Origin of the sequence: Sphingomonas sp. Leaf198, assembly GCF_001424005.1 — a bacterium.
Classification (GTDB): domain Bacteria; phylum Pseudomonadota; class Alphaproteobacteria; order Sphingomonadales; family Sphingomonadaceae; genus Sphingomonas.
The window spans coordinates 1,256,252-1,276,901 of record NZ_LMPX01000001.1; the positions used below are offsets into that span (position 1 = coordinate 1,256,252).

Annotated in this window: 11 protein-coding genes; 7 read left to right on the forward strand and 4 right to left on the reverse strand. The window is 65.2% G+C overall.

The window, feature by feature from the left end; translation table 11 throughout:
• Window positions 1-2: 2 nt before the first annotated feature.
• The 3 genes from ASG20_RS05590 to ASG20_RS05600 form a co-directional block, all read right to left on the reverse strand.
• A complete protein-coding gene (locus tag ASG20_RS05590; RefSeq protein WP_056049586.1) occupies window positions 3-950 on the reverse strand; it encodes a glycerophosphodiester phosphodiesterase family protein in 948 nt (315 codons plus the stop codon).
• 17 nt (window positions 951-967) lie between these two features.
• A complete protein-coding gene (locus ASG20_RS05595; protein WP_082470740.1) occupies window positions 968-3,766 on the reverse strand; it encodes a TonB-dependent receptor in 2,799 nt (932 codons plus the stop codon).
• Window positions 3,767-3,873: 107 nt separating this feature from the next.
• Window positions 3,874-5,007, reverse strand: a complete 1,134-nt coding sequence (locus ASG20_RS05600; RefSeq protein ID WP_056049589.1) for an ROK family transcriptional regulator — start codon at window positions 5,005-5,007, stop codon at window positions 3,874-3,876.
• A gap of 333 nt (window positions 5,008-5,340) precedes the next feature.
• On the opposite strand from ASG20_RS05600, the gene ASG20_RS05605 reads away from it, so the two are divergent.
• The 6 genes from ASG20_RS05605 to ASG20_RS05630 all read left to right on the forward strand — a co-directional run bounded on the left by ASG20_RS05605 (window position 5,341) and on the right by ASG20_RS05630 (window position 15,241).
• The gene (locus tag ASG20_RS05605; protein ID WP_231420472.1) at window positions 5,341-6,429 is read left to right on the forward strand and encodes an ROK family transcriptional regulator; all 1,089 of its coding nucleotides are present in this window, start codon (window positions 5,341-5,343) and stop codon (window positions 6,427-6,429) included.
• 189 nt (window positions 6,430-6,618) lie between these two features.
• Window positions 6,619-7,581, forward strand: a complete 963-nt coding sequence (locus ASG20_RS05610) for an ROK family protein (protein WP_056049593.1) — start codon at window positions 6,619-6,621, stop codon at window positions 7,579-7,581.
• Between the two features lie 4 nt (window positions 7,582-7,585).
• Window positions 7,586-8,950, forward strand: a complete 1,365-nt coding sequence (locus ASG20_RS05615) for a sugar porter family MFS transporter (RefSeq protein ID WP_201780678.1) — start codon at window positions 7,586-7,588, stop codon at window positions 8,948-8,950.
• Complete coding sequence (locus tag ASG20_RS05620; RefSeq protein WP_056049596.1) at window positions 8,947-10,461, forward strand: glycoside hydrolase family 32 protein; 1,515 nt, start codon at window positions 8,947-8,949, stop codon at window positions 10,459-10,461. Before ASG20_RS05615 ends, ASG20_RS05620 begins: the two co-directional genes overlap by 4 nt.
• 114 nt (window positions 10,462-10,575) lie before the next feature.
• Complete coding sequence (locus ASG20_RS05625; RefSeq protein WP_231420473.1) at window positions 10,576-13,470, forward strand: TonB-dependent receptor; 2,895 nt, start codon at window positions 10,576-10,578, stop codon at window positions 13,468-13,470.
• A 124-nt stretch (window positions 13,471-13,594) separates the two neighbouring features.
• The gene (locus ASG20_RS05630) at window positions 13,595-15,241 is read left to right on the forward strand and encodes a glycoside hydrolase family 32 protein (RefSeq protein WP_056049599.1); all 1,647 of its coding nucleotides are present in this window, start codon (window positions 13,595-13,597) and stop codon (window positions 15,239-15,241) included.
• Between the two features lie 21 nt (window positions 15,242-15,262).
• On the opposite strand, the gene ASG20_RS05635 is transcribed toward ASG20_RS05630, so the two are convergent.
• The gene (locus ASG20_RS05635; RefSeq protein WP_236698743.1) at window positions 15,263-17,335 is read right to left on the reverse strand and encodes a TonB-dependent siderophore receptor; all 2,073 of its coding nucleotides are present in this window, start codon (window positions 17,333-17,335) and stop codon (window positions 15,263-15,265) included.
• Window positions 17,336-17,722: 387 nt separating this feature from the next.
• Between ASG20_RS05635 and galA the strand changes: the two genes are divergently transcribed.
• Window positions 17,723-20,611, forward strand: coding sequence for a beta-galactosidase GalA (galA, locus tag ASG20_RS05640; RefSeq protein ID WP_056049605.1), 2,889 nt, complete (start codon window positions 17,723-17,725; stop codon window positions 20,609-20,611).
• The last annotated feature ends 39 nt before the right edge of the window (window positions 20,612-20,650 follow it).

Genomic DNA, 20,650 nt, shown 5'->3' on the forward strand with positions numbered 1-20,650 from the left:
GATCATCGGCGCAGATAGCGTCGCAGCGCTTCGGGTTCGTCGGTCTGGATTATGCTGATGCCGGCGCGTTGCAGGCGACCCCATACAGCGTCGGGATCGCGCAGGGCGTCGACATCCCCGCCATAGCCATCGATGAACCCCTCCCAGAGCGTGTTCACCCAGACGCGTTCATGGGCCGCGCGCGCAGCGGCAACCACGCCGGGTAGAGCGGCAGCGGGCATGCGCGGCAGTTCGACGCCGATCGCACGCCCTCGGCCGGACGCCTGGCGCGTGACGATCCCGGCAAGATCCGCTCCCGCAGCGTTCCCACTGGACAGGATCGGCATGAACGGCACGCGGTCGTACGGCGCCATCGCGGCAAGTGGCGCGCTGCCGATACCGGCGACGGTCTTGACGATCACCCGGTCGGTCGCGCCGGCGCGGACCACGGCCTCGATCACCTCGGCATAGATCGCGTCCTTGATGTCGAGGTTCAGCACGATCCGGTTGCCCGCGTGCGCCAGTATCTCGTCGAGCGTCGGCACCTGCTGATCGGTGAGGCTGGCACCCTTCTCGCCTTCGTCGTCGCGCAGCCGGAGCGCCTTGATCTCGGCGAGCGTCAGGTGATCGACGGCGCCGGTCCCGTTGGTCGTCCGATCGACCGTCGCATCGTGGATCATCACCAGATAGCCGTCGCGGGTGCGGCGCACGTCGGTCTCCATGATATCGATGCCCATCGCCATGCAGTGATCGAGGCCCTTCAGCGAATTCTCCGGCGCGCTCGGCAAATCGTGCCCGGGCGCCGGATTATGGCACCCGCGATGCGCCGCGATCAGCAGGCGGCCGTTCGGATCGGCCAGCGCGGCATGGATTTCCCGTACGGTGCGCGGCTGCACCGGAGCAGCGGTCGAAACCGCGGGCAGCGCGGCAAGCGTAAGCAGAGCCAGCGCCCCAAGATGCGATCGTGTCATGGCAGACCTTTCCGGGATCAGAATTTGGGCGTGAAACGGAGGCCGAGCCAAAAGGTCGTCGGCACGGAATAGCTGTCCTTGAGCAAATTCTTGTCCGGCCCCGCAAAGCTCGTGAGGCGGCTATGAGTCAGGTTGCTGACCTGGCCGATCACCGCGACACCGTTCCGCAGCGTGTAATTCGCGGTCAGATCGACCTGCTCGCGCGGCGCCCAGTACAGGTCCTGCCAAGAGATATCGTTGATGATCGTGCGCAGTGCCCTGCCCTGCCGGTTGTAGGCCGCGCGCAGTTCCAGGCCGTGTTTCGCATAGAACACGCTGGCGTTGAGCGTGCTGTCGGGCTGGCCGACCAGCCGGTCGATGCTGCGCGCGACGCCGGCGCTGCTCAACACGTCGATCCGCCCGCGGAGCAACGCCGCGTTCGCGCTGACGCCGAAGCCGCTCAGCAGCGGGTGGATGAACTCGAGCGAGTTCAGCACCGCGCTCGCCTCGATCCCCTTGATGCTCGCCTTGCTCGCGTTGGTCGGCCTGGTGACGACCGCGTTGACGTAGTTCACCCCCTCATAGGTGTAGCCGACCGAGGCCGCGTTGAAGATCTCGTCCTTGATATCCTTGTAGAACCCCGCGAGCGAGACGATCCCGCCATAGCGGCTCGACAGCGTCCAGTCGGTGGCGAGGTCGAGATTGGTCGACCGCCGCGGCTTGATGTCGGGATTGCCGATCGTGACGTTGACGCCGGTCGCCGCGCCGTTGCCGAGATCGCTCGCATTGACGAAGCCGATCGAACTGCGCGCGGCATAGCTGTCATAGCTGGGTCGGCCGATCGTCTGGCTGGCCGCCGCCCGCAGGTCGATCGCGTGCGTCACATGCCAGGTCGCGATCGCCGAGGGCAGCAGGTAGGTGTAGTTCGACCTGGTCGGCTGATCGACGAAGACGCCGTTGCGCTTGATCCGTCCGACGGTCGACTGGTCGGTGTGATCGAGATGCGCGCCCGCCTGCGCGTTGATCGCCGACGAGACGTAGCTGGCGAGCGCATAGCCACCCGCAATCTTCTCGACGTGGCGGAAATCGTCCTGGTTGTTGTAGTTCGACTGATCCGTGCTGTTGAGGATCGATCCGGGTTGCGCGGTGATGTCGCGGACCGCGGCGGCCGGATCGATCGTCAGCAGATAAAGGCCATTCGAATAGTTGAGTGGCGCACCGCCGGGGCCGACCGCGGTCGCAAGGCCGATCGGCCGACCGGTCGTGTTGGGCTCCAGATCGATCCGGTCGAGATTGAACTTGGGCCGATCGTCGGTGTAGCTCGCGCCCGCCGCGAACCCGATACCGTCCGCATCCGCCCCCTGATTGAAGCCGTAATCGAGCCGCGCGGTCAGCACCGTGTCGCTGGCGTGCCGTTCGTTGTTCGGCCGGTAATAAAGCAGGCTGTAGTTCGCCAAATTGTTATAGGCGGCCGGATCGACCGCGAACTTCTGATCGAGGCGGCTGGTGTCGTAGGCGAACGCGAAGTTCGACGTCGCGGTCGGCGTGGCCCCGGCGATGCCGGGCGCCGGCCGTGCGACGCCGGTCGCGTATTTGATCATCTGGAACACTTCGTCATAGGTCGCGCGCGACGCGCTGCCCTTGAGCGAGAGCGTCTGGCGATCGCCGGGCTGCCACGTCAGGGCGGTTTGCGCGACACGCGTCCGCGTGACGATATCGGCATTCTCCCAGCCTACTTCGACGTCGCCGCCGGGATAATTGCCCGAGGTCGCGGTCTGGTTCTGAACGATGCCACGGTTGCGCGGGTCGATCAGGACCTCGTTGCGCTCCATCTTGTCCTTGAAATAATAATAGCCGAGCGACGCATAGGCCTGGAGCGTGTCGGTGGGCCGGACCTCGAACTTGCCGGTCAGGCCGTAGCGATCGCGCTTGTCCATCACGTACCAGTATTTGTCCTGCTGCGGAACTGCGAAGCCGTTGCCGAGACCGGCGCCAGTCTGAAGCTGCCCTGCCGCGTTGTAGAAGGAATAGTGGATCGTATCGGTCGTCATGTGCGTGTCGGTGTAGCTGCTGAGCGTCTGGTAATTGCCCGACAGGACGACGCCGTATTGGTGGTTCGCGCCGAACGCCGTGCTGACCGTTGCGCCGAGCCGCGTGCCGAAATCGGGCTGGTGGCGCGGCAGGCCGGTGTCGTTCGCATGGCCGAGCGACGCCTCGGTCGTGACGAACGGCTTGCCGCCGCCTTCGAACGCGCTGCGCGTCACGATGTTGATCGCGCCACCGACCGCGTTCGGATCGAGATCGGCGGTGAAGGTCTTCACGACCTGCAACTGGCTGATCATCGATGCGGGCAGGATGTCGAGACGCACCCCGCGCGAGATCGAGCCAAGCGTTCCGTTGGGCGTGCCGGGCGAGGCAAGCTGCAACCCGTCGATCGTCACGTTGTTGTATGCGGGGCCGAGCCCGCGGATCACCGGCGTCGCGGCCTCGTCGCGCGGATGCTCATTGTCGGTCGCAGGCAGGACCGACAGACCCGGAATGCGCCGCAGCGCTTCGACGATGGTGGCGTCCGGCAACGCGCGGACGTCGTTCGATCCGATGACGTCGATGATGTTGGTCGCGTTGCGCTTGGCCTCGATCGCGACGTTGTTGGCGCGCCGGATGCCGGTGACGACGATATCCCCGGGTGGCGCGGTCGCGGGTTCGGCCGCCGACGTCCCGGTCGCCGATGTCGTGGTCGCCGACGTGGCGTCCGTCTGTTGCGCCGCGACCGGACCGACGATCGCGATCGACGACACGCTGGCGAGTGCCAGCAACCGTAGTGAAAACCCAACCATGCGATGATCCCCGCCCGTCTGGCCGGCATCGACTGCCCGCCCCCAATGACGGCGCGGCTAGGCGGTGGTTGTGGCAGTTTTATTTATTTATCCGGAAATAAATCGCGTCATCGTTCGGCATTCGGGGCGACGAGCTGGTGGATGGGAAGCAGTGCGGCGCCTACCGCCGCCGCCCAACTGCCAAGTCGCGACACATGCATTTTCGGCCGCGGCAAATGGGGGAAGGCCGTCGCCCAGTCGGCGCGTTCCAGCGCTGCACCGAGCGCGTGGAGGATCGGCAGCGGCAGCGCGCCCGATACGACGATCGCGCCGGGATCGAGCCACGCGACACCACTGTCGGCGGCGACCGCAAGCTGCTCTCCAGCCCGCTCGACCCACGCGTCGATCAACGCGGCATGCGTATCCTGATGCATCTCGACCTCGTTCAGCGCGCGGATGTCGGCGCCGGCCGCCTGCAATTCGGCGAGCAGGTCGATCCCCGACGGCCGCTTGGATTTCCCCGGAAACAACCGGCCGATCTCGCCCGCATTGCCGTGCTCGCCGCGCAGGATCGCGCGGTCGACGATGATCCCCCCGCCGACCCCGTGCCCGATGAAGAACACGATCGCCGAACTGCACGTGCGGATCAGCCCGCTGTCGTAATATTCGGCGAGCGCGGCGAGCGTCCCGTCATTCTCGATCCAGACCGGCAGGCCGAGATAGTCGGCGAACAGCCGTTGCAGATCGAGATCGCGCCATCCCTGCAACCAGTCGACCGTCCAGCGCCGCGTCGGATCGCCCGCGAGCGTCGGCCCGGTCGCCGCCACGCCCAGCCCCAGGAAGCGCGACCGCAGCACATTGTGGCTCATGCTCAGACCACGCAACCGTCGGTCCACCGCCTCGACGAACGCGCGCGGATCGGGGCTGTCGAACGGCTCAAGATCGCGGACGATCACCGTGCCAGCGAAATCGACCAGCGCGATCTCGAGCCAGCCCGGATGCAGCGTCGCGCCTGCCGCATAGCCGCCACCGCTTGAGATACCCAGTGGTACGATCGGCCGCCCGCGCCCTGCCCGCTGGTCCTGGACATGCTCCTCAACCAGCCCGAGCGCGATCAACTCACGGCTCAAGCGCGTCACCGCGCCATTATGCATGTCGAGACGGTCGGCAAGGGCAGTGCGCGCGCTAGGGCCACTGATCCGCAGATCCCAGACGATGCGTTTCTGATCTTCGGACAGCAGGATTTCGGGTTTCGGGCGCATGCGATCATCCTGTCGACTGACGAGACGCACGCCCTAGCCTTCGGTACGCATCGCTGCTCGATTTAATTCGCGCACGCCAATAATATCGGCGGCGTTATAAACGCAGGCGGCAGCGGGATGCGCCAGAGGTCGGACGGCAGCGCCATTCGTCTTGCGGGAAATCTTCAGATGGATTGCGACCAAAAAAAGGGCTGCGCACCCTTCCGTATGGGCCCCGGTGCCTTATCGAGGGAACGGCGAACGCCTGATGGCGAGTGTCTCCGCGACGCTCCGGCATAACGGATGAAAGGATACGGCGTGGATTCCATGCGGCGAGGTACGAATGCTGGCGGAATGCGACGGTATAACGAGCGCCTGATCCTGTCGGCCGTTCGACGGATGAACGGCGCTTCGAAAGCGGAACTCGCGCGCATGACGGGCCTGTCACCTCAAGCCGTCGTCCGCATCGTCGATGAACTGGCCGAGGTCGGGCTGCTGTTCCAGGCGGGCAAGCGCACCGGTGGCATGGGCCAGCCGGCGACGATCTATCGGATCAACGGCAAGCGGGGATATACCGTCGGCGTCGAGGTCGGGCGCGGCGACACCACCATCGTGCTCCTGGATTTCGACGGTGAGCGCAAAGCGGTCGGTCGCCATGCCGGCAGCTTTCCCTCGATCGATACCGTGCTCGGCCATATCGACGCGTTCATCGACGAATACCTCGCATCGACGGACCTATTGAGCGCCGAAGCGTTCATGGGCATTGGCATCGCGATGCCCTGGTTCCTCGGCGAATGGCGCGACGAACTTGGCATATCGGTCAATCAAGCCGACGAATGGCGCCGGGCCGACGTCGCGGATCGCCTCCAGGCGGGGCGGACATGGCCCACGTTCTTCGAGAACGACGGTAACGCCGCGGCCCTGGCGCAGTTGCTCTGCGGCGCCGGCGTCGACCTACAGGATTTTCTCGCGATCAACATCGGCACGTTCGTCGGAGGCGGACTCGTCTTGGGCGGTCGGGTGCATCAGGGTCGGCACGGCAATGCCGGGGCGCTCGCCTCGATGCCGGTCTGCGCCGCTGGCAAGAGCGACTATCTGGTCCACCACGCCTCGCTCTACGCGCTCGACCAGGCCGTGTGCGACGAAGAGCGCGCCGCGTGGACGCGCCGGTGTGTCGAAGCGCTAGCCTTCGCGGTGACCAGCGCCAACAGCCTGCTTGATCTCGAAGCCGTGATCATCGATGGGGCAATCTTACCCGCGTGTCTGGACGACATCACCGTCGGACTGCGCCGTCACTTCTCAACCGATGCGCCACCAGATTTCTTCGCGCCCGAGATTCGAAAAGGCACGCTGGGCAATTTGGCTGCCGCGGTAGGAGCAGGCCTACTTCCTCTTCACGCGAGCTTCACCCCGGACTTGGCGAGCCTGTTTAAAAACGGTTGATCCGCCTGGCCCAGGATTAAGACGCGCATCTCCCTCTATCGAAGGGATTTTTAACTATCCTTGACAGACTAGATCACATTAGTAGATTTAGTAGCTGACCGCGAAGACGTGGCTGGTGTCGGGAGAGGAAATTCGTGTTCGTTCGTTCTGAACTATTGTTGGCGTCCGTTCATCTTGGGGTGAGCGCCCGTGGTTGAGCCTTTGCTCCTGGGCGCGATCGAAGCGGGCGGGACCAAGTTCCTCTGTGCCATTGCCGATCGTGACGGCACGCCGTTGATGCAGACTCGCATCCCCACCACGACGCCGGACGAGACGCTAAGCGCAGCAAGCGCCTTTTTCGCCGACGCGGCCCGGCAGCACGGCACGCTCGCGGCCTTCTCGATCGGAAGCTTCGGCCCGCTATCGTTGAATCCCGTTGCAGGCGACTACGGCTGCATCACGTCGACCCCGAAAGCGGGCTGGCAGAACGTCGACCTCCTCGCCCATTTCCGCCGTACGATCGCCGCGCCGACCGCGCTCGATACCGACGTGAACTGCGCTGCGGTCGGCGAACGGCTATTCGGCAGTGGTCAGGGTCTCGACACATTCTGCTATGTGACGGTCGGCACCGGCATCGGCGTCGGCGTGCTGATCAACGGCGCTCCGCACGGCGGCGCCAATCATCCGGAAACGGGGCATATCAAGCTGCCCCGCGCGCCCGGCGACGATCGGTTCGCCGGGATCTGTCCGTATCACGGCGACTGCGTCGAAGGCCTGGCCTGTGGGCCCGCGATGCACGCCCGGTGGGGCGTACCGGCCGAGACGCTGCCCGAGGATCATCCGGCATGGGACATCGAGGCGGATTACCTCGCCGGTCTCTGCGCGACTCTTACCTACACCGTACGCCCCGATCGCATCATCATCGGCGGCGGTGTCATGCAACCGCCGATGTACGATCGGGTACGCCGCGCGCTGACCGCGAAACTGGCCGGCTACGATGCCAGCATGCGCGCGATCGACATGGCCGACTACGTCGCCGCGCCGACCGCAGGATCGTCGGCGGGTCTGACCGGCGCGCTCGCGCTCGCCTATCGGACGGCGACGCGGCAGTGGCCGACGCATTGGACGATCACCGAAACCACCTCCATCGAAGCGGATGCCGTCAATGCATAGTGTTGTGAGTTCCGGCGACGCCGGCATCGTCGACGACGCCCGGGCGACCCCGGCGATCATCATGAGCGCCGCAGGGGCTGCTCTCGGTGGCCTCCTGTTCGGGTTCGATACCGCCGTGATCTCGGGCGCGACCAATGCGCTGCAAAACCAGTTCACGCTGACCGAGGCGTCGCTGGGCTTCACCGTCGCCTCGGCGCTGATCGGCACCGTCCTGGGATCGCTGATAGCAGGAGCGCCGGCGGATCGGTATGGCCGGAAGGCGATCATGCTGTCCGTCGCGATCGCCTATGTCGTGTCGTCGCTCGGGACTGCGTTGGCGAACGACTGGTACGTGCTGATCGCATTCCGCTTTCTTGGCGGCGTGGCGATCGGGGCCGCGTCGGTCGTGACGCCGATCTATATCGCCGAGGTGTCGCCCGCGCGGTTCCGCGGCCGCCTGGTGGCGATGAACCAGTTGAACATCGTGCTCGGCATCCTCATCGCGTTCCTCTCCAACTACGTCATCGCGCAGGTGTTGCCGCCCGAGACGGCGTGGCGCTGGATGTTCGGCATCGTCGCGATTCCCTCGGCCGTGTTCTTGGTGGTCACGTTCTTCCTGCCCGAAAGTCCAAGGTGGCTGGCCGTACGGGGGCACCGCGAGCGTGCCGTCGCCGCAATGACCCGCCTCGGGTTCAGCGATCCCGATGCCGAACTGCTCCGCATCGAGGCGGCGGACACGCGCGAGGCAGTCAAGGGTGCTCCGCGTCTGTTCCAAGCGTCGCACACGCTCCCCGTCGCCTGCGCGATCGCGATCGCGATGTTCAACCAGCTCTCGGGCATCAACGCGCTGCTCTATTATGCACCGCGCATCTTCGAGCTGGCGGGTGCCGGCGCCGATAGCGCCTTGCTGCAGTCGGTCGCGGTCGGAGGCACCAACCTGCTGTTCACGGCGCTGGCGCTGTTCCTGATCGACCGGTTCGGCCGCAAGCCGCTGCTGTTCGTCGGGTCGATCATCTGTGCCGCCGCATTGCTTCTGGTCGGCTGGCAGCTCGAACGCGTCGCGCCGGACGGCACGCTGATCCTCGTCGGGCTTCTCGCCTTCATCGCGGCGTTCGCCGTGAGCCAGGGCGCGGTGATCTGGGTGTTCATTTCCGAGGTCTTCCCGAGTTCGGTCCGCGGCAAGGGTCAGGCGCTTGGCTCGACCACGCATTGGGTGATGGCGGCGATCATCACCTGGCTGTTCCCGGTCGTGGCCAGCGCCGTCGGCGGCTGGGTGTTCGCGTTCTTCGGCGCGATGATGCTGCTCCAGTTCGTCTGGGCGTGGAAGGTGATGCCGGAGACGAACGGCGTCGCATTGGAAGACATGGATCTGCGGGGAGCGGCAGCATGAAGACGATCGCAATGCTGCTGGCGGCAGCGGCCGTTCTTGCAACCCCGGCATCGGCGCAGCGGGCCGACCCGCGGCCCAGCTATCATTTCGCCCCGGCCAAGAATTGGATGAACGACCCCAACGGGCTCGTTTATTACGACGGCGAGTATCATATGTTCTACCAGTACAACCCGCACGGCGATCGCTGGGGGCATATGAACTGGGGTCACGCAGTCAGCCGCGATCTCGTTCACTGGCAAGAACTGCCGATCGCGATTCCCGAGACCGCCGACGTCATGGCGTTTTCCGGCAGCGCGGTCGTCGACTGGAACAACACGAGTGGTTTCGGGCGGGACGGCAACCCCCCGCTGATCGCAATCTATACCGGGCACAACCCCAAGGCGAAGCTGCAGTCGCAGTACGTCGCCTACAGCAACGATCGCGGTCGGACCTGGACCGTCCACGGCGAGGTGCTGAGCGTCGGATCGCCCGAATTCCGCGATCCGAAGGTCTTCTGGCATGCCGGCACCAAGCGCTGGGTCATGGTCGCGGTGATGGCGCTGGAGAACCGCGCGGTGATCTTCACCTCGCCCAACCTCAAGCAGTGGACGTTCGCCAGCAGCTTCGGTCCCGCTGGGGGGCGCGGCAAGAACTGGGAGTGCCCGGATCTGTTCGAATTGCCGGTCGATGGCGGGGCTGTCGGCGAAAAGCGCTGGGTGCTCGGCATCAACCTCGGCGACAACGCCGTCGGTGGTGGCTCTGGTGGTCAGTATTTCGTCGGCGACTTCGACGGTACCCGCTTCACGCCGGTGCAGGGCTGGCCCGGCGATGCGCAGTGGATGGACTATGGGGCAGACTTCTACGCCGCCGTGTCCTGGAACGATCTGCCGAAGGACGATCCCCGTCGCATCTGGATCGGCTGGGCGAACGACTGGCGCTATGCCGAGGCGATCCCGACGTGGCCGTCGCGCGGACTGATGACCGTCCCGCGCCAGGTTACGCTCCGGAAATCGCCCGAGGGGTATCGGATCCTGCAGGCGCCGGTGCGCGAGGTTGCAGCTCTGCACGGCGCCCGACAGGACTTCGCCGCCACCCTGCGCGACAGCCCTACCGCGCTTCCCGTCCAGGGCGGCTCGGCGGATTTGGAGTTGGCGATCAACGCCGGTTCGTCCGAGCAGGTGGCGATCACGCTCACGGACGGCGAAGGCTATCAGACCGTCGTCGGCGTCAATCCGACCGTGAACGAGGTCTTCGTCGATCGGACGCGGTCGGGGCCGCACTTCCATGACGGGTTCGCCGCCCGCCACGTCGCCCCGGTCGACCTCAAGACACGCCGCGTGAAGCTCCGCATCCTGGCCGACGAGTCGATCCTGGAAGTCTTCATCAACGACGGCGAGCGCACGATCACCGACCGGTTCTTCCGTGGCAGTGGCCCGCTCCGGTGGAGCGCATCCTCGCGCGGCGGCAGTGCGCAGCTGAAACTCACCGCATGGTCGATGAACGCCGGCACGGTGAAGGTCGCTGCGAAGTGATGACCGGTAGCGAACCATGGCGGGCGGGTGTGCCGGATACAGGCTGACTATCGGGCTCAAGACCCGGGCCACCAACGATCGAACACACAATAACGTAATAAAAAGGGGATTTTTATGACGAGGTCTTTTCACGCCTTGCTGGCGTCGGCGGCGATCGTGCCGATGATCGTGGCATCCGCCGCCTGGGCGCAAACCGATGTAGCGCCGGCCACCAACCAAACCGGCGCCACACCGGCACAGACGTCCAGCGATCCGGTGCCGAACCCCGCGCCGACCAGCGCAGCGCAGGTGCAGTCGGACGCCGCGCCCGAGAACGCGTCGGCCGGCGCGGACAAGGACATCGTCGTCACAGGTTACCGCGCCGCGCTTGGCTCCGCGCAGGAACTCAAGCGCAATTCGTCTTCGATCGTCGACGCGGTCGTCTCCGACGATATCGGCAAACTGCCGGACAACAACGCTGCCGAAGCCATCTCGCGGATCGTCGGCGTTACGGTTCTCCGCTATAACGACGAAGCCGGCGTCATCCTCGTTCGCGGCCTGCCGGACGTTGCGACGACGTTCAACGGGCGCGAATTCTTCTCGGCCGAAGACCGCGTGCTGCATCTCCAGGATTTCCCGGCCGGGGTCGCCGCGGGTATCGAGGTCTACAAGTCGGGGACGGCGGATCTCATCGAGCCCGGTCTGGCAGGGCTGGTCAATCTGCGCTCGCGTCGCCCCTTCGACGTGAAGGACACCGAGATCGCTGGCGAAATCCGCGGATCCTACAATGATCAGTCCAAGGCGTTCGACCCGTCGGGCAACCTCCTCCTGACGAAGCGCTGGGATACGCCGATCGGCGAGATCGGCGCGCTGGTGAACCTCAGCTATACGCGGACCACCTACCGCAATGCCGATCGCTATGCCGATTCCGCCGTCATCACGCCGCGCGGTTTTGGCGTCGACACTCCCGCCGACGACCTGACCGTCACCACCCCTGGCGTCGGCAATTTCAACTTTCCGGCAAATGCCGGCAACTTCTACGAGAAGGGCGTCCGTCACCGGCCCGCCATCAATGGCACGATCCAGTGGCGCCCGTCGGCCAATCTAGAGGTCTACGCGGAAGGTCTCTGGCAGGCGTATCGCGGCAACGTCCTGCGGGACTCGTTCAACGTCAACTTCGAACGTCCCGACGCCAACGGTGTCGCGCCCACGCTCAGCAACGTCGTGCTGGTACCTGGCGAACCGAACAAGGCCGCTAGCTTCACCAAGACGGGTGGCTACGTTCCCGAGTTTTCCCGCGTCGCGCAGGACGATCGCACGGACACCTATCAGGGCGCTTTGGGCTTCAAATGGACGACCGGCCGCGCGACGCTGTCGGGGGACTTCGCGTACACCAACAGCCGCTACAAGGCGTCGGAGATCACCGTCGATTCGCAGCTTGCCACCGCGCCGACCATCAACGTCGACTGGAATGCGCGCGGGTCGGCGGTGTTCGATCTGGGCGGGTACAACATCACCAATCCGGACACCGCCCGATGGCGTGGTCTAAACCAGCGCGAGTTCGTGGCGAAGGGCAACGGCCTTCAGGGGCGTCTCGATCTCGATCTCGAAACCGACTGGGGCTTCCTCCCGCACCTTCAGTTCGGCGTCCGGGCCAGCGACCGCAATGCGTCGTCGCAGAACAACACCCGCTACGCCTACACGGCTGGTCTCGACATTCCCCTCGCCAGCCTCCCTACCGGTGCGCTCGAGGTGATCACCGACGGGTTCCGCAACGACCCACAGCGTTTCCAGAACTGGCTTGCGCCAAATCGCGACGCGATGATCGCCAACAGCGAGGCATTGCGTCAGCTTGCCTATCAGTCGGTCCAGCGCGCGACCGTGCTGTTCCCGAACGATGGCGGCATCCGCGATGCCGTGACGAAGTACGCCACGGCTGAAATTCCGGTCGATCCGCTCGGCGGCTTCACCGCCAGTGAGGCGACCTACGCGTTCTACGGCCAGGGCAAGTTCGCCTTCGACCTCGGCGGTATCGAGGTCGACGGCACCGCCGGGGCTCGCATCGTCAACACCGATGGCGCGTATCGCGGTTTCAGTCGCGTACAGGCAAGTAACGGCAGCGTTGGCATCGTCCCGACGACGACCAGGCAGAACTATGTCGACGTCCTGCCATCCGCGATCGCGCGCGTTCGCTTCTCGCGCAAGTGGCAGATGCGTCTCGGCTACACGCAGACGCGGACCCGCCCGGGGTTCGGTCAGCTGAACCCGTCGCTCAACATCACCGCCAACAGCCCCGGTCCGGACGGCTCGCCGCCACAGTTCGATGCGACCGGCTCGGGCGGCAATCCGAACCTGCGACCGCTGACGTCGAAGAACTACGACTCCACCCTGGAATGGTATTTCTCGAAGAACGGGTCGGCGTCGGTCGCCGCGTTCTACCGCGATCTCAACGGCTTCATCGGCGACTACACGCAGGTCGTGAACGATCCGATCTACGGCCGCGTCCAGCTCAACCGTCCCGAGAATGCGGGTAACGGACGTATCAAGGGTATTGAGGCCTCGGCGCAGACGTTCTTCGACTTCCTTCCCGGTCTGCTCTCGGGCTTTGGCGTGCAGGCGAACGGCACCTATCTCGACGGCACCAACCAGTTGCCGCAAACGCTCGGCGACAGCGAGCGCCAGGTGCGGATCACCGGTCTGTCCAAATGGGCCTATAATCTCACCGGCTTCTACGAGAAGGGCAAGGTGTCCGCGCGCCTCTCGTACAACTGGCGGTCCGGCTACACGACCAGCTACAACCGCACCATCAACGAGACGCAATATGCGGGCGAGCTCGTCCGTCCGGTATCGCGACTGGATTTCTCGGCGAGCTTCGAGCCGTACAAGAACATCTCGCTCGTGGCGAACGTCAGCAACATCCTGGCGCAGCCTTTCAGGAACTACCGTTACTATAACGAGACGCAGTATTTCGGTCGCGATCTCCGGATCGAAGGGCGGTACATGAGCCTCGGCCTGCGCTTCAAGATGTAACCGCCCTGCCCCGTGCGGTGTGGCGATCCACACCGCACGGGATTCCGGCCGTCGTTCGGGATCCGTCCGGTCGCAGGACGCCTAGGGCCTCTTGCCAAGACCACCCCAACAGGAGGCCAAGGCCTTGACGCGCGAGACACTCTACACCCGGCGCACGACGCTCGGCCTGATCGCCTCGCTGCCGATAGTGACCGCCTGCGAGCAGTCATTGGCTCGAACCAGCTTCAACCCGATGACCGGCTCGGATCCCTTACTTCCGCCCCCGTCCCCCGGTACGCCCGAACTGTCGAGCGGTCGACCGCGCTATCACATCGCTGCCCCGGCCGGTGGCTGGATCAACGATCCGCAACGTCCGCTGAAGATCGGTGACACCTGGACGCTCTGGGCACTCTACAATCCTACCTACCCGACGGGCGGTACCAGCTGGCGGCGCTGGACGTCGAAGGATCTCCTCACCTGGCAGGATCGTGGCATCGCGATCCCGCGTAACACGACCGGCTTCGGCGACGTGTGGAGCGGCAGTACCGTCGCGGATACGGCAAACACGTCGGGTTTCGGTGCCGGCACGCTCGTCACCCTCGTCACGATGCCAGTGCCGGGCGCCGGCCAGTCCTGCGCCTTGTGGTACTCACGGGATGGCGGCGCGAGCTTCGCGTTCCATGACATCGTCCTGCCCAATCCCGGCGGTCACAAGGATTTCCGCGATCCCACCGTGTTCTGGCATGCGCCGACCGAACGCTGGGTCATGACCCTGTCCGAGGAAGGCAAGATCGGAGTCTACACGTCCGCCAACCTCACGCAGTGGCGCTATGCCAGCGGCTTCGCCTCGACGATCGTCGGCCGCGTCATGGAATGCTCGCACCTCTTCAAGCTGCATCTGTACGACGCAAACGGCGAGATCTCGGCCGACAAATGGATATTGCTGGTCGGCGGCAACGGCACCAAACTCGGCTTTACCGTGGGCGCCTATTATTGGGTCGGCGAATTCGACGGGACGAGTTTCACGGCGGATGCCCTGGAGGGACAGTGGGTCGACGGCGGTCCGGATTTCTATGCCGCGGTCGTCTGGACCGATCCGGCCGCGGCTGATCCGCTTGCCGCGGCGTACGCGATCGCATGGATGAGCAACTGGGATTACGTGAAGAAAATCCCGATCGCGCACGATTACCGCGGGCAACTCAGCCTTGTTCGCCAGCTACGGCTTCAGCGTGTCGGCGACGTCCCGCGCCTGATCAGCACGCCGCTCACCGCGCAGGATACGGTGTTTGCCGAAACCATTGCCGGACAGGATCAAACGATCGCCGAAGGGTCGGAATATATCTGGCCCACAGGTGCGCAAACCGCAGCGTGTCGTATCGATCTCACGCTCACCCGGGTCGGCCAGATCTGGCCGGCCAATGTCGCGTTATCGGTTCGAGCCGATGACCGCTTTGCGACCAGATTCATCTTCAGGGCGCATGACAATATCATCTGCCTGGAGCGATCCGATAGCGGCCCCAATCAGCCGGACGGCGATGTATGGCGACAGCCCCGAAGTATCGCGTGCGACTTCACCAAGGGCGCTGTGAAGATCAGCCTGTTCATCGACTCCGGTTCGGTGGAGCTTTTTCTCGCCGACGGAACGGCGACGATGTCCGCGCTCATCACCGCGCCACTCGATGCCACCGGATTGCACCTGAAGAGCGCCGGCGGCAGCGTAACCGTGTCGGACGTCGCGATCAGGCCTTTCGATAAACCCGGCCGATCGAAACCCGTTTTGTCGGCGCTCTAAGGTCATCCGGCCGGATGACCTTCACAGGCGTGAGGTGATCGTCAGTCGCACGTTGCGCGGCGCCCCCGGCGTCGTCCACACATTGGCATACGAACTCGAGATATAATATTTGTCGAAGATGTTATCGATATCGACGCGCATCGTCAGGTGCTCCGAAACGGCATAGCTCAAATTCGCGCGCGCGATAGTGTAGGCGGGCAGACGATACCCGCTGGCGAACGGATCGCCGGCCCGGCTCCCCGAGTGGCTTACACCACCGCCCACCGACAGCCCGCCGATCTGTTTAACGGCAAACAGTGCCCACGCGTTCTTGGGCACGTTCGACAAGCGCGTGCCGATCAGCGTCCGGTCCACGTCCTGCCGGACGGTCGCGTCGACATAGGTGTACGTGGCCGTGGCGTAGAGATCGTCCGTCACGTTCACCGTGGCTTCCGCTTCGGCGCCCCGCGAGCGCTGGCGACCGATCTGGCTTTTCACGAACGGGTCGGTCGCGTTCGGATTCAGGACGTTGCGCTTTTCCATGTCGAACACTGCCGCCTGGCCCGTCACCACGCCGTGCAGGACGGCGAACTTGGCGCCCACTTCGGTCGAGCGGCTCCGTTCCGCGTCGAAGGTGGAGATGCCGTCGGATGGATTGAGCCGCAAGGATTGCCCCCAGCTCGTGTAGAGCGACAGGCCCTTGCCGACCTGCCATGACAGAGCGGCGCGCGGCGTCACACCGCGGTCTACCGTGTCGAGATCGGCATTGCCGGTCAGCCGATTGCGCACGGTCTGTCGAAAGCTGTTCCAACGCGCGCCCAGCAGCAGCGTGAAGTCGCCCGCGCGGACGATATCCTGCGCATACACGCTTTCGCTACGGAAGGATTCGGTACGGCTGACGTTGGCCGGCGGTACCGGCAAGGGCTGACCATAGACCGGGTTGAACAGGTCGATAAGCAGGATCGGGCGGGTGGTCGTGCCGCGCGCGCGATCGAGCCGAAAGTCCATGAAGTGGCGCACCCTGTCGACGCCGAGACGCAGGTCATGGTCCAGGCCCAGGAAGCGCAGCGATCCCGTCAATTCCGCGCGCAGCGTGAGGTCGTCCCACGCGAAATCATGATAGCGGCGGTCGCGCCCGGCGGTGCGGCCGTTCGCCTGGGGTCCGCGAGCGCCGAAATCGACCATGGTGCCGAAGCCGCGTAGCGAACCGTCGCGCTGGCTGCCGCCGATCTCGAGCCCGATACCCTTGCCCAGGTCCGCGAAGACCGTGGCCTGTTGCCACAGGATCTTCTGGACGATCGGTCCGTCCGCCGGTTCGCCCAGAAACGTGTCCCGGTCCATCGCCCGCGCATTGCCCGCTATGCCGACCACGCCGCGATCCAGCGTGGCTTTGTTGCGCATATACTCGGCCTGGTAGAGGACGCGCAGCGCGTCGGACGCCTGCCATGACACCGACGGCGCGATCAGGCGCCGCGATCCTTCGACATGGTCACGGAAGCTGTCATGTTCCTCGCCGACGCCGATCAGCCGAACGGACACCCCCTTGGCGATCGGTCCACCGACGTCTGCCGTCAGCCTCCCGCTATCCCAGCTTCCATAACTGGCGCTGGCCGACGCATGAAGGTGATCGAGCGGCGCCTTGGTGACGATATTGATCGATCCGCCAGGCTCGCCCCGGCCCGATAGCGCGGCGCCGGCCCCTTTCAGCACCTCGATCCGCTCGACCGTCGCGGTGTCGATGGGCGCGTTGTAGCCGAGGTTGCTGCTGAAGCGGTTAATCATGATATCCGGACCGGCGTTCTCGTCGCCGGCAAACCCGCGGATCGCGTACTTGTCCCATAGTCCACCGAAATCGTTCTGGCGCGACACGCCGCCGGCAAGATCGAGCACGTCGTCGAGCCGGGTGGTGTTGAGCGCCTCCAGTTCCTTTTGGCCGAACACACGCACCGACTGCGGATAGATCCTGATTGGTAAGTCGCTACCCAAAATGCTGGCACTCGCCTTCCGCGCGGTGACGACGATATCGCTTCTGCCACCGCTCGCCACGTCGCGGTCGGCAGCGTCCTGCGCGTATGCCGTCATCGGCAGGCCAATCCCGATACCCAACGCGATCACGCTCAGGCTCGCATAGGCTACGCTCCGACGAGCGCTCCGGCTGTAACTTTGACGCATCGACGATCCCTTGGTTTCGCCCGCGGTTCTCCGCTGCAGCGATTTCGCCCGCTTATAGCTAATGCGAGTGGATTGCAACAATATGTCACGGATCGATCGCGTCGCGGACCGATACCTAGATTGGCCTCAGTGGGTTTCGCCGGCAGCCAGGCAGAGAAACCTAGCCAAGAGGCAAACCGCATCAGCCAAATTCGCGATCGTCCTATGCATCGTCCGCATCGGCAAAGAGTAAGGTCACGGGCTGCGATCCGCTGTCCGCGGATTTGGCAGTTGAGCGCGTCAAGCGTTGATGTATTGTTTTGGCCTTGCAGATGTATCCAGGGAGGCCAGATGCTCGACCGTCGCAGTTTCGTCGTTTCATCGTCGGCGCTTGCCGTGTCGTTGGCGCAACCCTCTCTGGCAGAACGTCGTGGTCCGACCGGTACAGCGCTCTCGCCCGACATGCCGATCCCGCTCGGACATCTACCCTCGCCGCACGCACCTGCCGACCCGAGCCTGATCGCCCTCAACCACGGCTGGCTGTTCCACGAAGGCGACATCCCCGTCCCCGCCGTGCGTGGCAACGACGAGACCTATGCCGCGACCAAGGCGGGCAACGCGCAGGGCGCCGCCGGTCTGGACTATGATGATTCCGATTGGAGCGCGGTGCAGCTTCCGCACGACTGGGCGATCGCGCACCCGGCCGAATCCGACCAAAACGACGCGTTCGGGTATCGCCGTCGCGGCATTGGCTGGTATCGTCGCTACGTCGTCCTGCCGGCGGACTGGCACGGCCAGTATCTCGAACTCCAACTCGGCGGGATGGCCAACAACGCCACCGTCTGGTTCAACGGCGTGCCGGTCGCGCACAGCCTGTCCGGCTATGTCCAGCAGACCGTCGATCTCACGCCCTATGCCCGCTTCGGCGACGAGCCCAATACCATCGCGATCCGCGTAGACGGCGATGTCATGGAAGGCTGGTGGTATGAGGGCGCCGGGCTGTACCGCGATTGCTGGCTGGCGGTGCGACCCGCGCTGCACATCGCGACCGATGGCGTGCATGCTACGCCACGCGCACAGGCGGGCGGCAGCTGGCAGATACCGGTCACGGTAACGCTCGCTAACGCCGGTGCCACGCCGGGCCAAGCGACGGTCGAAGCGGTGCTACAGGACGCGAACGGTCGCACCCTGACTCGGTCGAGCGCCACCGCCACCGCGGCCCCGCTGGCGACGGCAACCGCTACGATGCTGCTGCCGGTCGCGCGACCAAACCTGTGGTCCCCCGAGACGCCGACGCTCTACACGCTGCACACGCGGCTTGTGCAGGGCGGCAAGACCATCGACAGCCGCCGTACCGAGATCGGTTTCCGGACGGCGGGGTTTGATGCGGCGTCTGGGTTCCACCTCAATGGCGTGCCACTGAAGATCAACGGCATGTGCATCCATCAGGACCATGCCGGCGTCGGCGTCGCGGTGCCCGCCGCGCTGATGGAGTGGCGCGTGCGCCGGCTGAAGCAGATCGGCGCCAATGCGATCCGTTTCACGCACGGCACCGCCGACGCCGGCATGCTCGACGCCTGCGACCGGCTCGGCATGCTGGTGATGGCCGAGAACCGCCATTTCGATCCCAGCCCCGAGTATCTGGCGCAGCTCGAATGGATGGTCCGCCGCGACCGCAACCGGCCCAGCATCATCCTGTGGTCGGTGCTCAACGAAGAACCGATGCAGGGCAGCGAACAGGGCTATGAGATGGTCCGCCGCCTCGCCGCCGCGGTGAAGGCGCTGGACGATACCCGCCCCGTCACCGCCGCGATGAACGACGGCATGTTCACGCCGCTGAACGGCGCCGATGCGGTCGACGTGGTCGGCTTCAACTACAAGCACGGCTGGTACGATCGTTACCACAAACTCCACCCAGACCGCCCGCTGCTCAGCACCGAGGATACCAGCGCGGTGATGACGCGCGGCGAATGGACGAGCGACACGGCGCGCAACGTGCTGACCTCCTACGATACCGAAGCGCCCGAATGGGGCCTGACGCATCACGAAAGCTGGCGGATGATCGGCAGCCGCCCGTTCATCGCCGCGACCTTCGTCTGGACCGGGTTCGACTATCACGGCGAACCGACGCCATTGCCCTGGCCGGCGGCATCGAGCTCGTTCGGCATCCTCGATCTCTGCGGGTTCGCCAAGATGGCCTATCATCTGCGGCGCGCGCAGTGGATCACCGCGGAGCCGGTGATCGCGATCGGCCCGCACTGGAACTGGGCCGGGCGCGAGGGCCAGCCGATCAAGGTGATGGTCCCGACCAACGTCGACGCCGTGGCGCTGTCGCTCAATGGCAAGCCGATCGGCCGCCAGACGTGCAAACCGTTCGAAACGCTCGAATGGCAGGTGCCGTTCGCGCCGGGCACGCTCGAAGCGATCGGCTACCGCGGCGGTCGCGAAGTCGTTCGCGCCAGCGTTACGACCGCGGGCCAGCCCGCCACGCTGCGGCTGACGCCCGATCGCCCGATGATGCTCGGCGACGGTACCGACGTGCAGCCGATCAGCGTCGACCTGATCGATGCGAGCGGCCTCCACGTGCCCACCGCGAACGACACCGTCACCTTCGCGGTCGAGGGCGGCGAGATCATCGGCGTCGGCAACGGCAATCCCAACGATCACGACCCGGAACAGGGCAATGCCCGCAAGCTGTTCAACGGTTTCGCGCAGGTGCTGGTGCGGTCCTCAGCAGGCGCCAAGCAACTGGTGCTGACCGCACGCGTCGCCGGGCTGCCTCCCATGCGTGTGGCGTTTCCGCTGGTCGCCGCGCAGACCCGCGCCGTCGCGGTGACGCCGTCGGTCCACCATCTCGGCGAATGGCGGCGCACACCGTTCGTCGCGCAGGCGCCCGACGCGCGAACGATCTACCCGGCGCAGCAATGGCGCAGCCTGAGCTATGTCCGCACCGGACGGCTCGAGGAGGCGCAGCCCGCGCGCGCCTACACGCTGATCCAGGGTCGCTTCATGCCCCGTCGGCACGTCGCGGCCCGCGGTGGCACGCTGCATTTCGCCGGCGTGATCGGCCGCGCCGAGCTATGGGTCGACGGCCAACGCGTCGCCACCAAAAGCGACGCGGCAGAAGCAGCGATGGTCGCGACCATCCCGGCCGGCGAGCAGGAGCGCGTCGTGACGTTGCTGCTCCAGGCCGATGCTGGCGAGGCGACCGGCCTCAGCCGCAGCGTGGCAGTCTGGTAGGCCGAGTGGGAAACATCCGCGGCCACAGTGTCCAACGGA

Excerpts from the sequence above, each read along its gene's own strand:
- ASG20_RS05590 (WP_056049586.1), bottom strand. The coding sequence starts at position 950 with ATGACACGATCGCATCTTGGGGCGCTGGCTCTGCTTACGCTTGCCGCG.
- ASG20_RS05595 (WP_082470740.1), bottom strand. The coding sequence starts at position 3,766 with ATGGTTGGGTTTTCACTACGGTTGCTGGCACTCGCCAGCGTGTCGTCG.
- ASG20_RS05600 (WP_056049589.1), bottom strand. The coding sequence starts at position 5,007 with ATGCGCCCGAAACCCGAAATCCTGCTGTCCGAAGATCAGAAACGCATC.
- ASG20_RS05605 (WP_231420472.1), top strand. The coding sequence starts at position 5,341 with ATGCGACGGTATAACGAGCGCCTGATCCTGTCGGCCGTTCGACGGATG.
- ASG20_RS05620 (WP_056049596.1), top strand. The coding sequence starts at position 8,947 with ATGAAGACGATCGCAATGCTGCTGGCGGCAGCGGCCGTTCTTGCAACC.
- ASG20_RS05625 (WP_231420473.1), top strand. The coding sequence starts at position 10,576 with ATGACGAGGTCTTTTCACGCCTTGCTGGCGTCGGCGGCGATCGTGCCG.
- galA (WP_056049605.1), top strand. The coding sequence starts at position 17,723 with ATGCTCGACCGTCGCAGTTTCGTCGTTTCATCGTCGGCGCTTGCCGTG.